Origin of the sequence: Gemmata algarum, from assembly GCF_034097035.1 — a bacterium.
Classification (GTDB): domain Bacteria; phylum Planctomycetota; class Planctomycetia; order Gemmatales; family Gemmataceae; genus Gemmata; species Gemmata algarum.
The window spans coordinates 28,311-48,584 of the sequence record NZ_JAXBLV010000178.1 but is presented as its reverse complement, the minus strand read 5'-3'; the positions used below and the strand labels follow the sequence as shown (position 1 = coordinate 48,584).

General features: G+C 67.7%; 15 protein-coding genes and 1 tRNA gene. 7 read left to right on the top strand and 9 right to left on the bottom strand.

Going from position 1 to position 20,274, the window contains the following annotated elements:
* Positions 1–70 precede the first annotated feature (70 nt).
* Genes R5W23_RS14665 through R5W23_RS14655 form a run of 3 tightly spaced genes read right to left on the bottom strand, consistent with a single transcriptional unit; the run spans position 71 to position 3,344 of the window.
* The gene (locus R5W23_RS14665; RefSeq protein ID WP_320686935.1) at positions 71–538 is read right to left on the bottom strand and encodes a response regulator; all 468 of its coding nucleotides are present in this window, start codon (positions 536–538) and stop codon (positions 71–73) included.
* The gene (locus R5W23_RS14660; RefSeq protein ID WP_320686934.1) at positions 532–2,778 is read right to left on the bottom strand and encodes an ATP-binding protein; all 2,247 of its coding nucleotides are present in this window, start codon (positions 2,776–2,778) and stop codon (positions 532–534) included. Before R5W23_RS14660 ends, R5W23_RS14665 begins: the two co-directional genes overlap by 7 nt.
* Positions 2,775–3,344: a biliverdin-producing heme oxygenase gene (locus R5W23_RS14655; protein ID WP_320686933.1), complete on the bottom strand. Its 570-nt coding sequence runs from the start codon at positions 3,342–3,344 to the stop codon at positions 2,775–2,777. The genes R5W23_RS14660 and R5W23_RS14655 overlap by 4 nt, the downstream gene beginning before the upstream one ends.
* A 291-nt stretch (positions 3,345–3,635) precedes the next feature.
* On the opposite strand from R5W23_RS14655, the gene R5W23_RS14650 reads away from it, so the two are divergent.
* Genes R5W23_RS14650 through R5W23_RS14640 form a run of 3 tightly spaced genes read left to right on the top strand, consistent with a single transcriptional unit; the run spans position 3,636 to position 9,647 of the window.
* Complete coding sequence (locus tag R5W23_RS14650) at positions 3,636–7,229, top strand: PAS domain-containing sensor histidine kinase (protein WP_320686932.1); 3,594 nt, start codon at positions 3,636–3,638, stop codon at positions 7,227–7,229.
* A complete protein-coding gene (locus tag R5W23_RS14645; RefSeq protein WP_261186733.1) occupies positions 7,222–7,671 on the top strand; it encodes a response regulator in 450 nt (149 codons plus the stop codon). The genes R5W23_RS14650 and R5W23_RS14645 overlap by 8 nt, the downstream gene beginning before the upstream one ends.
* The gene (locus tag R5W23_RS14640) at positions 7,668–9,647 is read left to right on the top strand and encodes an ATP-binding response regulator (protein ID WP_320686931.1); all 1,980 of its coding nucleotides are present in this window, start codon (positions 7,668–7,670) and stop codon (positions 9,645–9,647) included. Before R5W23_RS14645 ends, R5W23_RS14640 begins: the two co-directional genes overlap by 4 nt.
* 73 nt (positions 9,648–9,720) lie before the next feature.
* Here the strand turns inward: R5W23_RS14640 and R5W23_RS14635 are convergent, their stop codons facing one another.
* Positions 9,721–9,882 carry a hypothetical protein gene (locus R5W23_RS14635; protein WP_320686930.1) on the bottom strand — a complete coding sequence of 54 codons (162 nt, stop codon included), beginning with the start codon at positions 9,880–9,882 and terminating at the stop codon, positions 9,721–9,723.
* Positions 9,883–10,143: 261 nt separating this feature from the next.
* Here R5W23_RS14635 and R5W23_RS14630 point away from each other — a divergent pair, with 261 nt between their 5' ends.
* The 3 genes from R5W23_RS14630 (at position 10,144) to R5W23_RS14620 (ending at position 15,393) form a co-directional block, all read left to right on the top strand.
* Entirely contained in the window at positions 10,144–10,614 is a 471-nt protein-coding gene (locus R5W23_RS14630; protein ID WP_320686929.1) for a YceK/YidQ family lipoprotein, read from the top strand.
* A 726-nt stretch (positions 10,615–11,340) separates the two neighbouring features.
* Entirely contained in the window at positions 11,341–12,498 is a 1,158-nt protein-coding gene (locus R5W23_RS14625) for an alpha-hydroxy acid oxidase (RefSeq protein WP_320686928.1), read from the top strand.
* A gap of 684 nt (positions 12,499–13,182) precedes the next feature.
* Positions 13,183–15,393, top strand: coding sequence for an FG-GAP-like repeat-containing protein (locus R5W23_RS14620; RefSeq protein ID WP_320686927.1), 2,211 nt, complete (start codon positions 13,183–13,185; stop codon positions 15,391–15,393).
* A gap of 354 nt (positions 15,394–15,747) precedes the next feature.
* On the opposite strand, the gene rpsU is transcribed toward R5W23_RS14620, so the two are convergent.
* The 5 genes from rpsU to R5W23_RS14600 all read right to left on the bottom strand — a co-directional run bounded on the left by rpsU (position 15,748) and on the right by R5W23_RS14600 (position 18,677).
* Positions 15,748–16,140 (bottom strand): 30S ribosomal protein S21, encoded by a 393-nt coding sequence (gene rpsU / locus R5W23_RS32665; RefSeq protein WP_407936130.1) that lies wholly within the window; start codon positions 16,138–16,140, stop codon positions 15,748–15,750.
* Between the two features lie 64 nt (positions 16,141–16,204).
* Positions 16,205–16,804, bottom strand: coding sequence for a hypothetical protein (locus R5W23_RS14615; protein WP_320686926.1), 600 nt, complete (start codon positions 16,802–16,804; stop codon positions 16,205–16,207).
* Between the two features lie 118 nt (positions 16,805–16,922).
* Positions 16,923–17,435: a hypothetical protein gene (locus tag R5W23_RS14610; RefSeq protein ID WP_320686925.1), complete on the bottom strand. Its 513-nt coding sequence runs from the start codon at positions 17,433–17,435 to the stop codon at positions 16,923–16,925.
* 366 nt (positions 17,436–17,801) lie between these two features.
* Positions 17,802–17,873 (bottom strand) — tRNA-Cys (locus R5W23_RS14605).
* Positions 17,874–17,933: 60 nt separating this feature from the next.
* Positions 17,934–18,677: an RraA family protein gene (locus tag R5W23_RS14600; RefSeq protein WP_320686924.1), complete on the bottom strand. Its 744-nt coding sequence runs from the start codon at positions 18,675–18,677 to the stop codon at positions 17,934–17,936.
* Positions 18,678–18,836: 159 nt separating this feature from the next.
* On the opposite strand from R5W23_RS14600, the gene R5W23_RS14595 reads away from it, so the two are divergent.
* A complete protein-coding gene (locus tag R5W23_RS14595; RefSeq protein ID WP_320686923.1) occupies positions 18,837–20,195 on the top strand; it encodes a DUF1501 domain-containing protein in 1,359 nt (452 codons plus the stop codon).
* The last annotated feature ends 79 nt before the right edge of the window (positions 20,196–20,274 follow it).

Below are 20,274 nucleotides of genomic sequence, written 5' to 3'. Positions count from 1 at the left end.
ACGGCGTCCGTGCGCGACAGGGCGGTCGGGTTTCGGTGCAGAGCCCCGTCGTTGTGGGCCGGGGGCGGCGTTACCCGCCCGCCGGCGCCGCGCGGCCGGGCTTCAGGCTCCCCGGGGGCGGTTCGTTGAGCACCGCCCAGAAGATCCCCAGTTCCTCGATCGCGTGCATGAACTCTTTGAACGCGACCGGCTTCACCACGTACGCGTTCACGCCGAGTTTGTAACTGCGGAGCAGGTCCTGCTCCTCGCGGGACGTGGTCAGCATCACCACCGGGACGCCCTGAAGGGCCGGGTCCTTCTTGATCTCTTCGAGCACCTGGAGCCCGTCCACTTTCGGCAGCTTCAGGTCGAGCAGCACCACCGCGGGGTTGCCCTTCGGTCGGCCCGCGTACGCGCCGCGCAGCAAAAGGTAGTCGAGGCACTCCGCGCCGTCCCGGACCGCGATCACCTCGTTGGCGAGGTTGCTCCGGGCCAGGGCGAGGAGGGTCAGCTCCAGGTCCTTGGGGTTGTCCTCGACGAGCAAGATCGGTTTCAGCACGTCCCCCTCTCCTCGTCGTTGGAAGGTGCGGGCAGGGTAAAGTAGAACGTCGCCCCGCGATCCACCGCGCCTTCGGCCCAGGCCCGCCCGCCGTGCCGCTCGACGACCCGGCGCACGTTCGCCAGGCCGATGCCGGTCCCCTCGAAGTCTTCCCACCGGTGCAGCCGCTGGAACACGCCGAACAGCTTGTCCCGGTACCGCATGTCGAACCCGACCCCGTTGTCCCGGACGTGGAACGTGTGCGCGCCGGCGTCCGTGTGGCACCCGATCTCGATGACGGCCTCGTTCCGGGGCTTGGTGTATTTTACCGCGTTGGAGAGCAGGTTTTGAACCGCCAGTCGGAGCATTATCAGGTCGCCCTCGACGGCGGGCAAGGGGCCGACCTCCCACCGCACTTGGCGCCCGGGCGCGCCCGCCATCACCTCGGCCCGGACCTCGCGCACCAGGGCGTTGAGGTCGACCCTCGTGCGGTCGAGTGCGGCCCGGCCCATGCGCGAGTACGCCAGCAAGTTGTCCACCAGCTTCCCGGCGTAGATGCTCGACTCGATGATGGTGTCGCAGTACTTCAGCTCGCCGGCCGCCAGCTTGTCGCGGGCGGCTTCCTTGAGCAACTCGGCGTACCCGACGATGTGCCGCAGCGGGGCGCGCAGGTCGTGGCTCACCGAGTACGAGAACGCCTCCAGCTCGCGGTTGCTGCGCTGCAACTCGACGTTCAGGGCGGCCATCTCTTCCGCCTTCCGCAGTACGATACCCAGGACCGCGTTGCGGAGTTCGCCGGCGCCCTCGACCTCGCTCGGGAGCCACGGCGCGGCCGTTTCGCGCACCGTCTGGGACCAGGTCTCGAACGACTTCCGCGGGTGCAACCGGCCCGTCACCGGTTCGACCGCCTTCCGCGGGTCCCCGCCCCACCGGACGGTTTCGATCACCTCCGGCCGGAACCACAGCACGGCGGTGGGGTGCAGCTTCGACACCGACACCGCGAGCAGCCCGCTCGCATCGGCGGCGTACTCCCGGGCCGGCGGGAACGCGGACGACAGCGCGTCGGTGTGGTACACCTCCCTTTTCTGCTCGCGGAACAGCCAGGCGGCGAGGTGCCGCACCTGCTCTTCCCCCGGGGTGCGGCCGACCAGCCCGGTGCGCCCGTCGGAGACGACCGCGGCCCCGGCGGCGCGAACGAAACCGAGCAGGTCGCCGGGGTGGGCCAGCAGCCCGCTGACGTAGTCGTCCGCGCGGGCCATGTGCGCCAACAGCCGCGTCAGGACCGACTGGATCTCCACGCGCCGCTCGTAGTCGGCCGCGTGCTCACGGGCGGCCACTTGCAGGGCCAGCACCTGGGCCAGTATGTCGCAGGTGGTGCGTGATTCGAACGGTACGACCTTGGGCGCGTGGTGGTGGCACGAGATCAGGCCCCACAGCTCCCCGTCCTTCAGCACCGACACGGACATGGACGCGGCGGTGCCCATGTTCCGCATGTACTCGACGTGAACCGGCGACACGCTCCGGAGCGCGGCGTGTGACAGGTCGACCGGCTCCCCCGTCACCGGGTTGAGCGCCGGGACCAATTCCGCAGGCACGTACGCCACATCGGGAATCAGCCGCAACCGGTTCCGTCGGTACAGCTCGCGCGCTTGCTTCGGGATATCGGACGCCGGGAACCGGTGGCCCCGGTACGACGGCAGCCGCCCGTTGCCGTCCTCGCCCACCACGACACCGGTGCCGTCGGGCTCGAAACGGTACACGAGTGCGCGGTCGAATCCGGTTAGCGCCCGCACCTCGGTCGCGGCGCGTTGCGCGAGGTCGGCAACGGTCGTGGCCGCCTGCACCTTGGCGATAAACGCCGCGACCACCGAATGGAGCCCGCCCGGCGGACCGGTTCCGTCCGCCCCGGGCTCGAACTCGAGTACGACGGCGCCGCCGGTCCGGTGGCCGATCGCGTTCAGTACCGGCCCGCTCCCGATGCGCACGGCCCGCAGCAGAACCGGCTCGCCGCTCGCCGGGAGCCGCGCACCGAGTTCGCGGAGCGCCTCGAACTGCTCCGGTCCCAAGACGGAGCTAAGTTCCGAGCCCAGGAGTTCGGGCATTGAGAGCCCGAACAAGGACGGTGCGTTGGCGCTCGCTTGTAGGACATTGAGAAATGTAGCCGAAACGACCAGCAGGGCGCCGTGCGGCTGGATGCTTCCGGGCGCGTGAATTGCCTCCTGCTCACATGAGCTCAAGTCCGGTTCGGGGTGCCTGCTCACGTCGCGGCCCCCGTGGCGAGCCAGCGGTCGAACCGATCGAACGTGTCGCCCGCCGCGACCACAACCTCGGTTTCGGCTTCGGGCGTGGTCGCGAACTGAACCAGCGCGGCGCGGAACGCGGTCCACATCGGACCGACGCGGGCGCCGTAGCTGTTGAAGAACCGGCACCCGCGGTCCGGGGTGAAGCCGAGGGCTTCGCGCACCATCCGGCACACCACACGACCGCCGAGCGTGGCCCCTTCGAGCACGTACATGCGCCCGAGCGCCGCCCCGAGTGAGCGGACCTGAGGCGCCGCCGCGAGTGGAACGTTTGTGGTCGAACGGCCCAACGCTTCGAGGTCGCTGGCGAGGTACGCGGTCTTGCCGCGCTCCACGAACGCGAGCCCGACCGACTCGTACCCGCTGACCGCGGCGAGGGCTTCTTCCAGCGGCCGATAGAACCCGTAAAACTGCCCCAGTAGATCGGTGTACGCCTCGGGGCCGCGGAGCCGAGCCCCCAAATCAACGCGCCGCTCGAGGCGGGCGTGCTGTTCCGCAGTCGTTTCCTTGAGGCGGTCGAGAATCATGCGCTCCTCTCGGCGCGACAACGAGCTTTCAACGGTGAAACGAATCGTCCGACCGTGAAACGGCTACGTGGTGGCTCAATGTACTGACTGAAAGTCCCAGTGCGAAGCAAGCATATCCCGTGCCGTGACGGTTGGGCCGCTCTGCTGATCGACCCATTCGTTTCTTGCTTTTAACTCGTTTCTTGAGTGATTCTGAGAGCCGGAGCCGCGGTTGGGAGTGACTTGGCGGATCTGTTGTGACGCTTCGGAAGTGATTTTGAAACGATCGAACAATTTATACTGGGGGCAGCCGTGCCCGTTGCCGTACTGCTGTTGTGCGCGATGCCACTTGTCGGCGAGCCCCCGCGGCCCGCGCTCGTCACGGCGCGGTCGGTTCGGGCGCTCGATCCCGTCGACGCCGCGCGCGGCCATCCGGTCGATTTGACGGGCGTCATTACGGTGTCGAGTACGTCGCCGCCCGAACTGTTCGTGCAGGACGACACGTCGGGCGTTTACGTCGAGATCGGGCAACTGCGCGAGGGGCTGGAGCCCGGCACACGGGTCCGGGTGCGCGGGCGGTCACGCGGCGGCTGGTTCTCTCCGCTTGTCGTGGCCGAATCCGTGGAGCGTCTCGGTCCGGGGCGCCTCCCGGACCCGTTGCCGTTCGACTTCTCGCAGCCGTCGGCCCGGTGGCTCGAATCCCAGTTCGTGCAAAGTTACTGCCTGGTTCGCGGCGTCATGGCCGGCGGTGGCGGCTTGGAAGTCGATGGCACCGCGGGGCCGGGTACCTTGGCGTTCCGCACACCGCCCGCGGCACCCGATCTGCGGGCGCTTGTTGGAACCATCGTCCGGGTGCGCGGGGTGTGCATCCCGGAGTACGGTCCGGGCGGGCGGGTGACCGGAGGGGTTCGCGTCCTGGTTCACCGGCTCGGGGACATTCAGGTCGCCCAATCGCTCGAAAACGTTCGGTCCATGCCGGTACGCACGGTTGCGTACTTGAGACGGTTCCTGCCGGGAGTTTCGCCGATCCCCCTCGTGCGAATGTCCGGCGTGGTGACTGCCCGGATCGGGCCGGGCGCATTTCTGGTACAAGACGTGACCGGCGGGTTCACCGTCTACACCCGACCGGGCACGGTTCCGATCGCGGCCGGAGCCATTGTGGACGTGCGCGGGTTCCTCACCTGGAGCGGGAGCCGCCTGACGGTACACCAGGCGGAGGTGACGCCCAATGGCGACGGGCCGCTGCCGGACTCGGTTGATCTCACCCCGGCGAGCGACCGGGCGACCCTGGAAGGCGCCCGCGCGCGGTTTCAGGGGCGGGTCACGGAGAGCGGATCCGGGCGACTGACCTTGGCCCGCGACGGCCTAACTGTTCTGGTACGACTACCCGACGACGACGGCCGCGTTGTGTCGGTGGGCAGTCTGGTGTCGGCCACCGGAGCGCTCGACAGCCGGGACGCAACCGGGGCGGTCTTGTTCCCGGTCGGCGCGGGTGATGTAACGGTGGACGCCCCGCCACCGGCGCGCCCGCTCACCCGTGCGCAAGTGGTTGCCGCACTGGGGCTGGCGCTGGGCGCGGTGGCCGCTTGCGCGGCGTGGGCCTGGAGCCTGCACCGGGCCGTGCGGTTCCGGACCCGCGAGCTAAGCGAGTCCGAGCGCAAGTTCGCTGCCGCGTTTCACGCGAACCCGGACGCAGTGGTCCTCACCCGCGCCGGGGACGGCACGCTTCTGGAGGTCAACGAGGGGTTTTGCCGGCTGTACGGGTTATCCCGTGAGCAGGTGCTCGGGCGGTCCACCGTTGAGCTCACCTGGCGCGACTCCCATGAACGGGCACTCATGATCGAGACGGTCCGCGCCACCGGCGCGTTGCGCGATTACCCGGGGGTAATCCGAGACGCGGCCGGGCAAAGACACGAGGTGAGCATTTTCTGCACCCGGATCGAGATTGGTGGCGGCGAGTGCCTGCTCGGAACCATCCGCGACGTGACCGAGCGGAACCGCGCCGAACGAGAGGCGCGTAACGAGCGGCTGTTTGTGGACACCATGATCGAGAGCATGCCGGGCGTGTTGTACTTCTACGACGCCAACGGGAAGTTCCTGCGCTGGAACCGACGGTTCGAGACCGTTACCGGCTACTCGGCGGCCGAGATCGCGGTCATGCACCCGCTCGACTTCTTCGCCCCGGCGGACCACCCGCTGCTGAGCCGGCGGATCGGAGACGTGTTTGCGACCGGCGAGGCTCACGTCGAGGCACCGCTCCTGGCAAAGGACGGCACGGCGCGGCAGTACTACTTCACCGGCCGCCGGGTCATGTTTGAGGGCGCCCCGTGTCTGGTCGGCATCGGCATCGACGTGACCGCGCGGCACGAGGCCGAGCGCCAGCGGGCGGACAGCGAGCGCCGGTACCGCGAACTGGTCGAGCTGGCGAACAGCATCATCCTGCGGTGGACCCCGGACGGGCGTGTCGCGTTCCTGAATGAGTTCGGCCAGCGGTTCTTCGGGTTCGCGGCCGAAGAGATCGTCGGCCGCCACGTGATGGACACGATCGTGCCGCAGACCGAGATCACCGGGCGGGACCTGAAGGGGCTGATCGAGCGGGTGTGCGCGGACCCGGGGGCGTTCGAACAGAGCGTGAACGAGAACGTCCGCCGCGACGGCACGCGGGCGTGGGTGGCGTGGACGAACCGGGTCGTGCTTGGGGCCGGCGGCGAGGTGGTCGAGATCCTCAGCGTGGGGTCCGACGTGACCGGGGCGCGGCGCATGGAGCACGCGCTGGTTGCGTCCGAGAAGAAGTTCTCGGCGGTGTTCCGGCTCTCCCCGGTTTCCCTCGCTCTAACCCGCCTCGACGGGCCGATCGTTGACGTGAACAAGTCGTTCGAGCGGATTTATAAGCTGTCCGCCGAGCGGGTCCGCGGGCGCCCCCCGACCGACTTCGCCGAGCTGTACGACGCGCCGGCGGACCGGGCAATGTACGCCGAGCGCCTGCGCCGCGACGGGCGGCTCTCGGGCATCGAGGTCCGGCGGGCGCTGGCCGACGGGTCGGCCGTGGATCTGGTCGTCGCCGCGGAGCTGATCGAACTGGACGGGGTCGCGCACGCGCTGGTCGCGTCGACCGACGTGACCCCCCTCAAGCGGGCCGAGAAGGCGCTGCGGGAGGCGAACGCCGCGCTCGAGCGGCGGGTCGGGGAGCGCACCAACGAGCTGGTCGCGGCGAACGCCGAGCTGGAGGCGTTCTGCTACTCGGTGTCGCACGACCTGCGCGCGCCGCTCCGGGCCGTTGACGGGTTCAGTCAAGCGCTGCTGGAGGATTACGGGCCGCGGCTCGACGCGGAGGCTCACGGGTTCCTGAAGCGCATCCGCGGCGCCGCGGCCCGCATGGGTGAACTGATCGACGACCTGCTCACGCTGTCCCGGGTCACCCGGGCGGACCTGCGGCGCGAGCGGGTGGACCTGTCGGACCTGGCCGGCGAGGTGGTCCGCGCGCTACGGCAGACCGATCCGGGCCGCGCGGTGGAGGTGGTGATCGCCCCGGAGCTGTTCGCCGAGGGGGACCGGAGCCTGCTCCGGGTGGTGCTCGAGAACCTGCTCGGGAACGCGTGGAAATACACCTCGAAGGTGGCGGCCCCGCGCGTCGAGTTGGGGCGAGAGGAGCGTACCGAGGGGCCGACGTTTTTCGTCCGCGACAACGGCGCCGGGTTCGACCCGGCGTACGCACACAAGCTGTTCCAGCCGTTCCAGCGGTTGCACCGGGAGGCCGAGTTCCCGGGGCACGGGGTGGGGCTGGCGACGGTGCTGCGGGTGGTGCGGCGGCACGGCGGGGCGGTCGGCGCCGAGGGTTCGGTTGGCAACGGCGCCCGGTTCTGGTTTACAATGCCTGAACACCACCCGGGACCGCACCATGAGTGACGCTGGCATCCTCCTTGTGGAGGACAACGAAGACGATATCGCGCTGACGCTGCGGGCGTTCCGCAAGTCGAACATCGCCAACCCCGTCGTGGTCGCCCGCGACGGGGTCGAGGCGCTGGACTACCTGTTCGGGACCGGCGCGCACGCCGGCCGGGACGCGACCGCGGTGCCGGCGGTGATCCTCCTGGACCTGAAGCTCCCCCGTGTGGACGGGCTGGAGGTGCTGCGGCGGCTCCGCGGGGACCCGCGTACCCGGCTCGTCCGTACAATCATCCTGACCTCATCAAAGGAGGAGGTCGATGTGTCCCAGAGCTACGAGCTGGGCGCGTGCAGCTACATCCGCAAGCCGGTGGACTTTGACAAGTTCGTCCAGGCGGTGAGCACGCTCGGCGTGTACTGGTTGCTGCTCAACGAAACCCCACCCCGGTCCGTCGCCCCATGAAGAGCCCGTTACGCGTCCTGCTCGTCGAGGACAACCCGGACGACGAAGTGCTCGTGGCGCGCGAGCTCCGGCGGGGCGGACTGAGCGTTGCCACCGAGCGCGTGGAGACCCGGAGCGCCTACGCCGCCGCGCTGGGCCGCGGCGGGTGGGATGTCATCATCGCCGACTACGCGCTGCCCGCGTTCAGCGGTCTGGAGGCACTGGAACTGCTCCAGGCGCGCGGCGACGGGGTGCCGTTTTTGCTGGTGTCGGGCACCGTCGGTGAACAGATCGCGGTCGAGTCGCTCCACGCCGGGGCCGACGATTACCTGTTGAAACAAAACCTGATCCGGCTGGTGCCGGCCGTCACGCGGGCGATCCGCGAGGCGACCGAGCGGCGGCGCCGCCGGGCCGCCGAGCGGGCGCTGGAGGAGAACCGCGCGCGGCTTTCGCTCATCCACGACAGCGTGTCCGATCTGCTGCTCCTGCTGGTTCCGGGGGCGCAAGGGGAGTGGCGGTACGCGAGCGCCAACCGGGCGTTGGTGCGGACGCTGGCCGGGTGCGGGGTCGAAGTCGCGCCGGATCAACTGGTCGGGCGCGAGGCCGGGGACGTCGAAGCGAACCTGTTTCGGTTCGACGCGGCCACGGCGGAGTGGTTCGCGGGCCTCCGCGCCCGGGCGCTCGCGGCCGGCGCACCGGTCGCGGCCGAACGCGAGATCCGGCTCCCCGGCGGGGCGTTCGTGGGCGAGTTCACGTTCATCCCGACCGGCGGGGGGGGCGCAGGCGCGCACTTGCTGATCGACGGGCGCGACGTGACGGCCCAGCGGCGGGCCGAAGAGCGCGACGCCCGCGCCCGCGACCAGATGATCCGGTCGCAGCGGTTGGAGGCGCTGGGGACACTCGCGGGCGGGATCGCGCACGACTTCAACAACCTCCTGGCCGGCATCTTCGGCTTCGCCGAACTGGCCCAGACGGCGGACGACGTGGGGGCCGCGCGGGAGCACTGCGCGCAACTCGTGCGGGTGGCGGCGCGCGCCCGCGAACTGGTCGGCCAGGTGCTGGCCTTCGCCCGCCCGCAACCCGACGGCCGCGAGCCGGTCTCGCTGTCGGCCGTGGTGCGTGAGCTGCTGCCGCTGATGCGGGCGTCGTTCTCCAAGGGGATCGCGATCGAGGTGCGGTTGGCCGAGGCCGGGGCAATGGTGTCCGCCGACGGCGGGCAGCTCCATCAGGCGGTTCTGAACCTCTGTACGAACGCCGCCCAGGCGATGCCCCGCGGCGGGCGGCTGTCGGTTGGGGTCGAGGTGGTCCATCTGGCGGACCCGGTGTCCGCCGACTTGTGCCCGCTGTCCCCTGGCCCGCACGCGAAGTTGACCGTGTCCGACACCGGAACCGGCATGACGCAGGACACGCTGCGCCGCGCGTTCGAGCCGTTCTTCACGACCAAACCGGTGGGGCAGGGGACCGGGCTCGGGCTGTCGGTCGTGCACGGGATCGTGCGCGCCCACCACGGAGCAATCCGGGTCAACACGGAATCGGGAGCAGGTACCACATTTGAGGTGTACCTTCCGGTGGTGCCGTCCGGAGCCACGCCGCCGGAACCGGTGGCGGCGGCGCCGGGTCGCGGCGAGCGGGTGCTCGTGGTGGACGACGACCCCGCGCTTGCGGACATGACCGCGCAGATGCTCGTCCACCTCGGATACGCCTCGAGCACGTTTACGGACCCCGTCGAGGCCGGCGCGGCGTTCGCGGCCGACCCGGCCGCGTTCGCCGCGGTGCTCACCGACGATCGGATGCCCGGTCGGTCCGGGGTCGAGTTGGCACGCGGGCTCGTGGAGTACCGCCCGGATCTTCCGGTGGTGCTGACCGTCGCGGCACCGGACCGGGACGCGCTCGCAACGTTCCGGCGAGCGGTGCGGGCGGGGAGTGTGTTACCGAAGCCGTTCACCCGGGACCAACTCGCCGAGGCGCTGGACCGTGCCGTCCGCCGTGAACGCTGACGCCGATGCCGCGAAGCGTGTCCAGCTACGGCCCACGGCCCGGTGCCGGGTCCGCTGGTGGTGGCCTTCTTCGTCAGTGTGGCAGGGGGGGGAGCGTGGCGCTGCCCACGGTGGCAACGTTAACGGTGGCGTTCGGGTTAATTAAATCGCGCAGGCCGGTGGTCTCGCGTGGGAGCCGCTCGTTGTTCGTGCCGCCGGCGCCGAGCAGCGTATTGACGGTGAAGAGCGCGGGCACCTTGCAGGCTTCCAAACACTCAAGACAAAGCTGCGGTGCGGGCGTGAGCGCGCCACGCGGGTGGCCGCTCAGCGAAGGAACTTCGGGAGCCACAGGGAGAACTCATTCTGAGTGACGGTTGCGCTCCGGGGCTCGAAGTGGCATCTGAAGTCCCTGGTTCGTCGCCGAATCAGAACGCGAAATGGCCTTGATTTTTTTCTTGCACCCATCCGCCCCGTTGCTATGGTTGCACCTCGCGCTGATCTAAAGGGGGGCGGGGAAATGGCTTTTCGCGGATTCTGCATCATGTTGCTACTCTCGAGCTCGCTTGTCACGGGGTGCGGGACGATAGCGAACACGGTGATATCGCGGTCGGAAGAGCTGAAGGACCCTTTCGGCGGCGTGCATCGGGATCTGCACTGCATTCGGAAGGCGGCGAATGGCGAAGGGGGCTTGAAGGCGCATGATTCGCCGGAGCCCTATCCCAAGCTGGCTGTCATGCTGCTCTGTACTGTGGACCTGCCGTTCAGCCTCGTCGGCGATGTCGTGATGTGGCCCTATACGGTGGCATACAATTACGTCAATCAGCCGGTCCCGACCGTGCCTGTGGCAACTGCCGCCACGCCCGTTACGCTCTCCGCCCCACCGGTGTCGTCGGCGCCCTCTGCTCCGCCTGCAACGCTGCCGGCACTCGTGCCGGTTCCGTCTGCGGGGGTGGCGCCGGGCACGAACAAGCTGAGTAAGGGACCTTGATTTGGGTCCGTCGATTGGTTCGTGTCAGAGTTGTCACCGCGGAACGCAACTCCCAACTCGAACAGCCGTTTCCGCCGCTGTTCCACTCGACGGCTGTGGCGTTCGCGCTGCCGGGTAGCGTATCGGTCTGTGCCATCGGTGCGCGGTCGCGTTCCCTGTGTTCCTGATGCAAGGCACGCAAGGCCTCGGGCCACGCGTGCAATCACACAGGTCTTTCGCTCGGGCCGTTCGTGTCCACCGCCTCGGGCACACGCACCATGTCTGTGTCGATGGCCTGTAATGGGCCGGCTCGGGTGCCGCGTGGGGCCGGCCTGCCCTCCCAACCCCACGCGGCGCCGATGGATGCAACCCCCGGTCTGCGCCCGTCGATCGAGCTCCGAGACCGGCACCCCCGGCAAATCCTGCCCTAATCAAGACTTGGCTTTCGATGCCACAACCCATTCGGCCTCGAACGGTATTCTCGGGGCCGGTTGCGGCTCGTTCGAGGGTTAGGTCACACCCGCTCGCCGCGCAGAGGGCGGGCCGGTGAACTCTACTGACGCCGACCTCAACGGAATGCTCGCGGTACCCGCCCGATACCTGGACCGCGGGCTGGAACCGGGCCGCCGACGCCGAAGAGTTCTATTTCATCCAGACTACGTCCGCCGCGCAGTGCCGATGGCGGAGCGGCTCCCGAACCGCAAATGACCGGTCACCGAAACCAACAACTTCTGAACAATGGGGCACATGAACCTCAGTTACAACACGAGCTACCCGGGGATCGACGACCTGCGCGAGGGCGCGCGGCGGCGGACACCGCGGTTCGCGTTCGAGTACCTCGACGGCGGGTGCAACGAGGACGTGAACCTGCTGAAGAACACGGACGACCTCCGCCAGGTCGAGCTGAAGCCCTTTTACCTGACCCCGCACCAGCCCCCGGTCCTGAAGACCGAACTGTTCGGCCACGAGTACGACGCCCCGTTCGGGATCGCCCCCATCGGCCTCCAAGGGCTGATCTGGCCGGGCGCCCCGGAGATCCTGGCGCGGGCCGCGGCCGAGCACAACGTCCCGTTCATCCTCAGCACCGTTAGCACCGCGAGTATTGAAAAAATCGGGGAGATCACCGGCGGAAAATTCTGGTACCAGCTCTACCACCCGGCGGACAACGCGATCCGCGACGACATCCTGAACCGGGCCGAGGCCGCCGGGTGCAAGACGTTGGTCCTGCTGTGCGACGTGCCGACGTTCGGCTACCGCCCGCGGGACATCCGCAACGGGCTGGCCATGCCCCCGCGCATGACGCTTCGCAACGTTCTTCAAATCTGCGGGAAGCCGAACTGGGCGGTGCGGACGCTGCTGAACGGCACGCCGCATTTCGCCACGATGAAGAAGTACATGCCCAAGGGGCTGAATATGAAGCAGCTCGGGGCGTACATGAACGCGACGTTCTCGGGGCGTTTAAACGAGGAGAAGATCGCGCCGATCCGCGACCGCTGGAAGGGCCACGTCGTGCTCAAAGGGGTGGCGAGCGAGGAGGACACCGAGCGCGCGATCCGGCTCGGCCTCGACGGGATCATTGTGTCCAACCACGGCGGGCGGCAGGTGGACGCGGGCGAGTCGACGGTCCGGTCGCTCTTGTCGGTCGCGGCGAAGTACCGGGGCAAGATCCGGCTGATGGTCGACAGCGGTCTAAGAACCGGGCCGGACATCGCCCGCGCGCTGGCGTGCGACGCCGAATTCACGTTCCTGGGGCGCACGTTCATGTACGCGGTCGCCGCCCTCGGCCGGGAGGGCGGTCAGCACGCGATCGCCATGCTCAAGGTGCAACTGAAACAGGTGATGGACCAACTGTGCTGCCACCGGGTCTCGGACCTGAGCAAGCACCTGTTGCGGAAGCCCGGATAGATTCCGTTGGCGTCTTGTGGGGATTGTGGGTAGCAACCCGTACCCGCTCCAAGAGGCCAGCCGGTGCGCGGTCCGGGTCGGGCCGCGCACCGGCTGGCCATTTGTCGCTTTGATGTTGGATTATTTCAGCCTTAACGCAACGCTGCCTACCGGCGCCCTCGCGCCGGAACTGACCCAGAACCGCAAGAATGCCCCTCAACCGCTGCCGGAAGCACGTGTTGCGTCGCTTCGCAAGTTTGTCGTGGCGAACCAGCGAAACGTGCCCTTGGGCTGAGGCGGCCGAGTTCGGAGGCTTTCACGTTTCCCGGATGGGCACCTCTTGAATGCCGTTTGCGCCGGTGCGGATGGGAAACAGGTCCTGGGCTCGGTACTCGGACCTTCGGCTTGGCCTGTGCGTGTCGCTTCAATCCGCGGCAGATTGCCTCGCTACCGATCACAGTTGGGTGGAAGCCAAGACGCCTGTCATCCGAGAAGATGTTTAGGTCAAGCGCGCGTAACGCCAAATCGAATTTTAAAACAATTGTTTTTATTGGTGCATATTTAATTTATCTTGATGGATACTGTTTGTGCTGTCGTAGCGCACTCTTGTCGGGGAAATGCCTCGGTTTGTAGACTTCTCTCACATCCTCTAGCTGCCGCCAAATGTGTAGTCGCCCTATTCCTCCCTTTCTATCGAGCGTCTAGATGGCCACCAGCCCGTTCCGCGCCGTGTTCCGAGCCGAAGAGTTAGAATCGCGTTTCACCCCTGTGCTGGCGAACACAAGTTTGGCCCCGTTGGTCGCCGCCGGGACCGGTTACGACGGCGTCGTGCTGATCACCACCACGTTCGGCGCGAACACCTTCACCGGCACCGGTTTCCTGCTGCCTGACGGTCGCCACGTCCTGACCGCGGCGCACAACTTCACCAACCCGGGCACAGGGACGGTCGGGATTACCGCCGCCGCGCGCGTCTCGTTCGACATGCCGACCGCCGGACGGATTGACATCGACGTGCCGGTGAACGGCGTCACCGTTCACCCCGGTTACACCGGCGGCAACGAGAACGATTTGGCGGTGGTGACCCTGCCGGTGCTCGCGCCGTCGGGACCGACCGGAACGCTCGGCGCCGAACGTTACGCGATTTACCGCGGTTCGGACGAGGTCGGGCAGGTGGTCACAATCGTCGGATACGGCACGATCGGAACCGGCACCACCGGTCAGCAGACGAACGAGGACCTGACCAAGCGGATGACCCGGAACCGCTACGAAACGTTGGGCGACCGGATCAACTACGGTGGCACGCAGGCGCTGATCTACGACTTCGACAACGGCACCGCCGCCAACGACGCGCTCGGGCGCATCCTCGGTATCAACGATCTTGGGCTTCCGGACGAAGGCACCGCCGGCCAAGGCGACTCGGGTGGGCCGGTGTTCGTGACCGTCAACGGGCAACTGTTCGTCGCCGGGACAACGACGAGCGGTCCCGGGGTCGGGAACCCGGACAACCCGGCCCGGTTGAACCCGGCCGTCGAGGCCGGGTTCGGGACGCTGTCGCATGACACGCGACTGTCGTTCCATCAGGCCTGGATCGATACCAATTCGGCATCCCCAGCGGCCCAAGTGCTGGACTTGCGATTCCAGGTCGCAGGACGGGACGCGGTGGCCGACCAGATCCTGGTGCGTGTCGTCGGGGCCAACCTCGAACTGCTGGTCAACAACCAAGTTTATCAGACCGTTCCGGTGGCCGGCGTCACGTCGCTGACGCTTGTCGGTGCCGGGACCGGCACGCCGTTCGAGACCACCGCGACGATCGACGTGTCGGTCCCGACCGGACTCGCCGTGACGTACCAGCGCATCCTCACTGCCACCGACAACCGGAGCGGCGGCGGCACGTCGAGCCCCCCGGCCGGCGCCGGCGCCTTGCCGGGGGCACTTCCTGGGGGGAGTGCGGGGGTGCCGCGGACCAGTTTGCCAGTCAACTTGGAGTCGTTCCCGAACGCCCTCAGCCCGACGGACTTGGTCGCGGTGGGCGCGGGAGCGGGAGCAGACCCCCGAGTCGTGGTGCTCAACGCAACCACCGGAGCGGTCTCGCGGGACATCGTCGCGTTCGGTCCGACGTTCCGCGGCGGGGTGCAGACCGCGGTCGGGGACCTGAACGGAGATTTCGTTGACGACATCGTCGTCGCCGCCGGGGTCGGTGGCAACGGGCACATCAAGGTGTTCGACGGGGTGACCGGGGCCGAGATTCGGAGCTTCTTGGCGTTCCCCGGGTTCAACGGGGCGGTCGCGGTGGCGTCTGGAGACGTGAACGGAGACGGGGTCGACGACATCGTGGCGGCTGCCGGTTCGGGCGCCGCCCCGCACGTGAAAGTATTCGACGGGGCCACCGGTGCGCTGCTTCGGAGTTTCTTCGCGTTTGGGACCGGGTTCTTGGGCGGCGTGAGCGTAGCGGCCGGGGATGTGAACAACGACGGATTCGCGGATGTTATCACCGGTGCCGGGGCCGGGGGGAACGGTCACGTCAAGGTGTTCGACGGGGCGACCGGGGCCGAAATCCGCTCGTTCCTCGCTTACAGCGGGTACACAGGGGGCGTGTTCGTGGCCGCCGGGGACGTGGACGGCGACGGCCAACTCGACGTCGTGACCGGGAGCGCGGTCGGCGGGCACATCAAGGCGTTCAGTGGCGGGGCTCGTACCGAGCGGCTCAGCTTCCTTGCCGGGTCTGGGGCGGGTGGAACCCGGGTCGCGGTCTCCGACGCCGACGGCGACGGGCTGTCCGACATCGTTACCGGCACCGGGATCGGGGAGAGCCCCACCGTTCAGGTGTTCGAAGGCGAAAACGGGGGGCTCATCAAGAAACTCTCGGCGTTCTCGGCCGGGTTCTTGGGCGGTGTTTACGTCGGTGGGCGCGGGTGAGCCGCGACGGGAATCTGTGTACGAGCCGGACGTAACAGCCGGGAGCGTTGGGGGGGGGGCGAACAACAGCACCGCCCCATCCGCCCCCGGCTGTGTTTTTCCGCAATTTCGGCCCGATCAGAAAATTGCGGAAAGTGCAGTTCGAGGGATTCAACGAACAACCCCCTGGCTTGCCAGGGGGTTGAGGACCACTGCAGCCGGAAGCAGGCAGGGCACTCGGTTACAAATAGTCCCGGACGTGAAAAAGCCCCGGAGTGCCGGGGCCTTTCGCATTTCAGGTGAGACCAGCCGGACTACTTTGAGCCTGCGCGCGGGTGTCAGCCGGCGGTTTCAGGTGCCGCGCCGGGTTCGGAGTCATCGCGGCGGGTACTTCGCAACCACGGGTATGTTTCCGAAGTGTTCCTTTCGGCGTTTCGTCTTGCGCCGGATGACGCACAACACACGCCGGCGGGCGCATTCCCCGGCGTACGTCTCGAACTGATCCCGGATCTCATCCCGTCGCCGCCGCTCACTTGGCTTGAGGTAGAACGTGAGCTGGTTCTTGTGCCACTTGGGCTTCTTCACGTTCGTTCCCGGCGGACCGGCACGCTGAACCAGACGACGGAATCGCTTGAGTGCGTCTGCTATCGACTCACCATCACGAACTATTACATTTACGCTCACGTCTGTGCGTCTTGACGGCTGACGCCATGCCGGTTGAAAGAGCCTCCGGTGGCCGAACTTACAGCTCACCTGCACCGCCCTCATCGGATGAGCGATGCGTCCCGAATCAGCCGGCGGTTTCAGGTGCCGCACCGGCTTCGGCGTGCCTTCACTCCGCGACCTCGACGCGGGCAAGCCGGCCCGCCTCGAACCACGCCGCCAAGTACGGGGACGCGAACTCGGCGTACCCGGACTCCGCCACCCGCGGTCGGAAGCCCAGCCGGGCCAACTCGGCGGCCAACTCGCCCTCGTCCCACTCCGCCAGCGGGCGGCCGAGCAGCACCGCGTCGGCCCGCCGCACCTCAGCCCCGCACAGCCTCGACCGGGGCAGCGGCTCTGCCCCGCAGCGGTCGAAGACGAGCCGCACCCCGTCGTAGACGAGCGAGTCGTTCAGGTTGCCATCGCCCCAGGCGTTCCAGTCCAGCGGCGGGCCGAGGGCTGCCTTGGCCGCTCCCGGCCGCGCCCCGAACCGCAGCGGCCCGACCCCGATGCCCGGCTCGACGATCACTCCCGCCAGGTCCAGCCGCGGCACGCCTTCTCCGGCGGGTGCTCGCCCGTCGGGGTGGCCGCCCCACGGTCGGAACGCCACCCGCCCGGCAATCGCCTCCAGCCACCGGGCGATAGGCGGTGCCAACAGGCAGGGCAGGACCAGTAGCACGAAGTTGGTGAGGACAACAAGTACGACCATCAGTATGTCGCTGGCCGTCACGCCGAGCCCTCTTTTGCCGAATATACAGATCACCTGCACCGCCATGATACAGTGAGCATCACAACGGTGGCCGATGGCGGTGTCAGGTGCAGCGCCGGGTTCGGCTCGCTGCCCCCGCTCAGAAGGTGACGTACACCCCGAGCTGGGCGGCCGTACACGCGGCCAGCAGTTCTTGGAACGACCGCACCTCCTCGGCCGTAACCCCGGCGAGCGCCGTGAGCGACGCGCGGACCATCTCGGGCGACTGGAAGTACGCCCCAAGCCGACCCGGATCGAGGAGCCGGTCGCCGGCTCCGAACGGGGCGCCGAGTAGCGGCCGCAATTGATCGTCTGTCAGTACCTCGCTCAACCCGAGCCACGCCGGCCCAATCCCGTGCTCCTCCCGAACACGGTAGTAGCGCGTAAGGGCGAAGTCAGCCAACTCCTGTACGTCGCCGCCCTCCAGAAGCCCCCGCCAGTCGGCCGGGAGCGGGTCGCCATTGTACGGGTCGGTGAGCCGCTCCCGCTCTTGGTCGATGAACTCGGCAAGTTCGGCACCGTCGTCGGCGTCCAGCGCGGCCAGCAGGATCGGGGCGAGGTCGTCGTCAAAAGCGTTCCAGTCGAATGCGAACGCTTTGTGCGACATCGACACGCGGCGCCCTCTGGTTTGCCGAACCAGTGTTTGGTGTGCGAGGCTTCGCCCAAGAACACGGGGCCAATTCGCCCCGCGCAACACACGCCCGGGACTGAACTCGGTGCTTCATCGGGACAACTCGAACGCGAGTAGACCAGCGCGCAGCTGTGGCGCCAAGAGGCAACCTGACACCGCAGCTACCTCGACCGCCAGCACTCCAGGCCTGAGGAGATGCGAGCGGCCCGGGGCACCATCACGGGGATTTCTAGGGACTCAAGGGAACACATGGGCACTAAACGGGCGCAATGCAAAACGGGCTGATAAAACGACGCAACCCCCTGGTTTTCCAGGGGGTTGCAAGGATTCACAGGGTTTCTATCTCAGAGGCCTCGCCCGGATTTGAACCGGGGAATGACGGTTTTGCAAACCGTTGCCTTACCACTTGGCTACGAGGCCGACGACAACTCACTCAGCAAATGTTATCGGTCGCCGTGTGAAGCGTCAATTGCACCTTTTTCATCGGACCGCAGCGGCACGGGACTTGAGGCGATTTCCGAGTTCATTCATCCGCCGTTTGCACTCGTCACGGGCTGTTACAAAACCCGACGCGGTCGCATTTCCCTGGCGAAGATAGTTTAGCACAACGGCTTCCGCGTCCATGAAGCCCGCACACCCCTCGGCGGTGAGAGCGGCCAACTCGGGTGGAATTGTGGTGATCCCGTTCCGGTCGCCGTGCAGTAAGTCCCCGGGGGCGATCCACACGCCGCCGACCCGCACCGGCACTTCCAGTTCCACGATCTGCGTGTACCCGTGCGACGGCATCGTGCCCGCCGTGAAGCACGGGAACTTCAGCGGCTCGACCTGATCGAGGTCACGCCCGCAGCCGCTCGTCACGAGTCCCACGCACCCGAACGCCTGATAGGTGGTACACATGATCTCGCCGAACGTGGCCGCGACGGGCGGGTCGTCGAGGTCCTGGAACACGACGACTTTCGGTCCGCTCAGGGCCGCGATCCGCTCGACCTGTGCGCCTAACCCCATGTACGTGTCGCCGCCCCGCGGCGGGGCGCCCGCACGGAACGTCGCTGTGGTCGCGAAGCCCACCATCGGCGGCAGCGACGGGTAACACGCCTTGATCCGGGCGTCTGTGTAGCCCACGATCCGTGACCGACATTCGAACAGCTCTAACACGTTGCACACGGTCGGCGTGTCGTACTTCCGCAAGGCTTCGAGAACGGATTCCGGGACTTCGGCCGGCATGATGAACGTTCCTTCTGCGGCGACGCGGTGACAGTTCCCGGTGTTTTATATTGCGACCACACGGTTCCCGGATTATCCTTCGGGAAAGAACCGGAGCGCCACGCGCTCTTCCCACCTGCTTGTGTCCCACCCCTTACCCCACTCCCAGGGGCTGTCGCCATGTTGTCTATTCCCTTCGGGCGCACGCGCTTCTGCGACGGCGTCTCCCGCCGCAACTTCCTGAAAGTCGGTGCTCTTTCGTTCGGCGCGATGAACCTGACCCTCGCGGACGTTTTCCGCGCCGAGGCCGCCGCAAAGCAGCACGATCCGTTCGCCCGCACGCGGCATAAGGCCGTCATCAACATTTTCCTGGGCGGCGGGCCGCCTCACCAGGACATGTGGGACATCAAGACCGAGGCCCCGGCCGAGATCCGCGGCGAGTTCAAGCCGATCGGGACCAACGTGACCGGCATCCAGATCGGCGAAACGTTCCCCCGGATCGCGAAGATGGCGGACAAGTTCGCGTTCATCCGCTCCGTCGTCGGGGCCCGCGGCGGCCACGACGCTTACCAGTGCACCACCGGGTGGCCGCAACAGTCGCTGGCGGCGATGGGCGGGCGCCCGAGTCTGGGGAGCATGGTGACGAAGCTGCAAGGGAACGTTGACCCCAGCGTGCCGCCGTTCATCGGGCTGGCCGAAAGGACCCAGCACGTGCCCTGGAGCGACGCGGGCCAGACCGGGTTCCTGGGGAGCACGTTCGGGCCGTTCAAGCCGAGCGGCCCGGACATGGTGAACATGACGGTCAACGCCGCCAACCGGGACAACCTTCCGGACCGTAAGAAGCTCCTCGGCTGCTTCGACGACATGAAACGTGCCGCGGACTACGCCGGCGCCCTGAAGGGCGCGGACGCCGCGACCGAGCGCGCGTTCGACGTGCTCACGTCGAGCAAACTCGTGGAGGCGCTCGACCTGTCGAAGGAGAGCCCGAAGGTCCGCGCGCGGTACGGCGACGGCAAACCCTACAAGTACCAGTACGACGGCGCGCCGACCGCCAACGAGCACCTGCTCCTGGCGCGGCGCCTGGTCGAAGCCGGGGCGCGGGTGGTCACACTCAGCTACGGTCGGTGGGATAGCCACGGTCAGAACTTCGACCTCGTCCGCGACCACGGCGGGAAGCTCGACCAGTGCCTCTCGGCGCTGGTCGAAGATCTCGACGCGCGGGGGATGCTGGACGACGTGACGGTCGTCGCGTGGGGCGAGTTCGGCCGCACCCCGGCCGTCAACAAAGACGCGGGCCGCGACCACTGGCCGCAGGTGAGCTGCGCGATCCTCGCCGGGGGCGGAATGAGAACCGGTCAGGTGATCGGCAGCACGGACCGCACCGGTGGCACCGCGAAGGACCGCCCCGTCGGGTTCGGCGACATCTTCGCGACCCTCTACCACAACCTCGGGCTCAACTCCGAGACGACGACCGTCTTGGACCCGACGGGCCGCCCGCAGCACCTCGCCGAAGGCAAGGCGCTACCCGAACTCGTGTGACCTGCCCGCGATCCTCCGCGACTGGTGCCGCCGGGGCACCGGCCGCGGGCGCCCGCCGGGTTTGAAACGACCGGCGCGG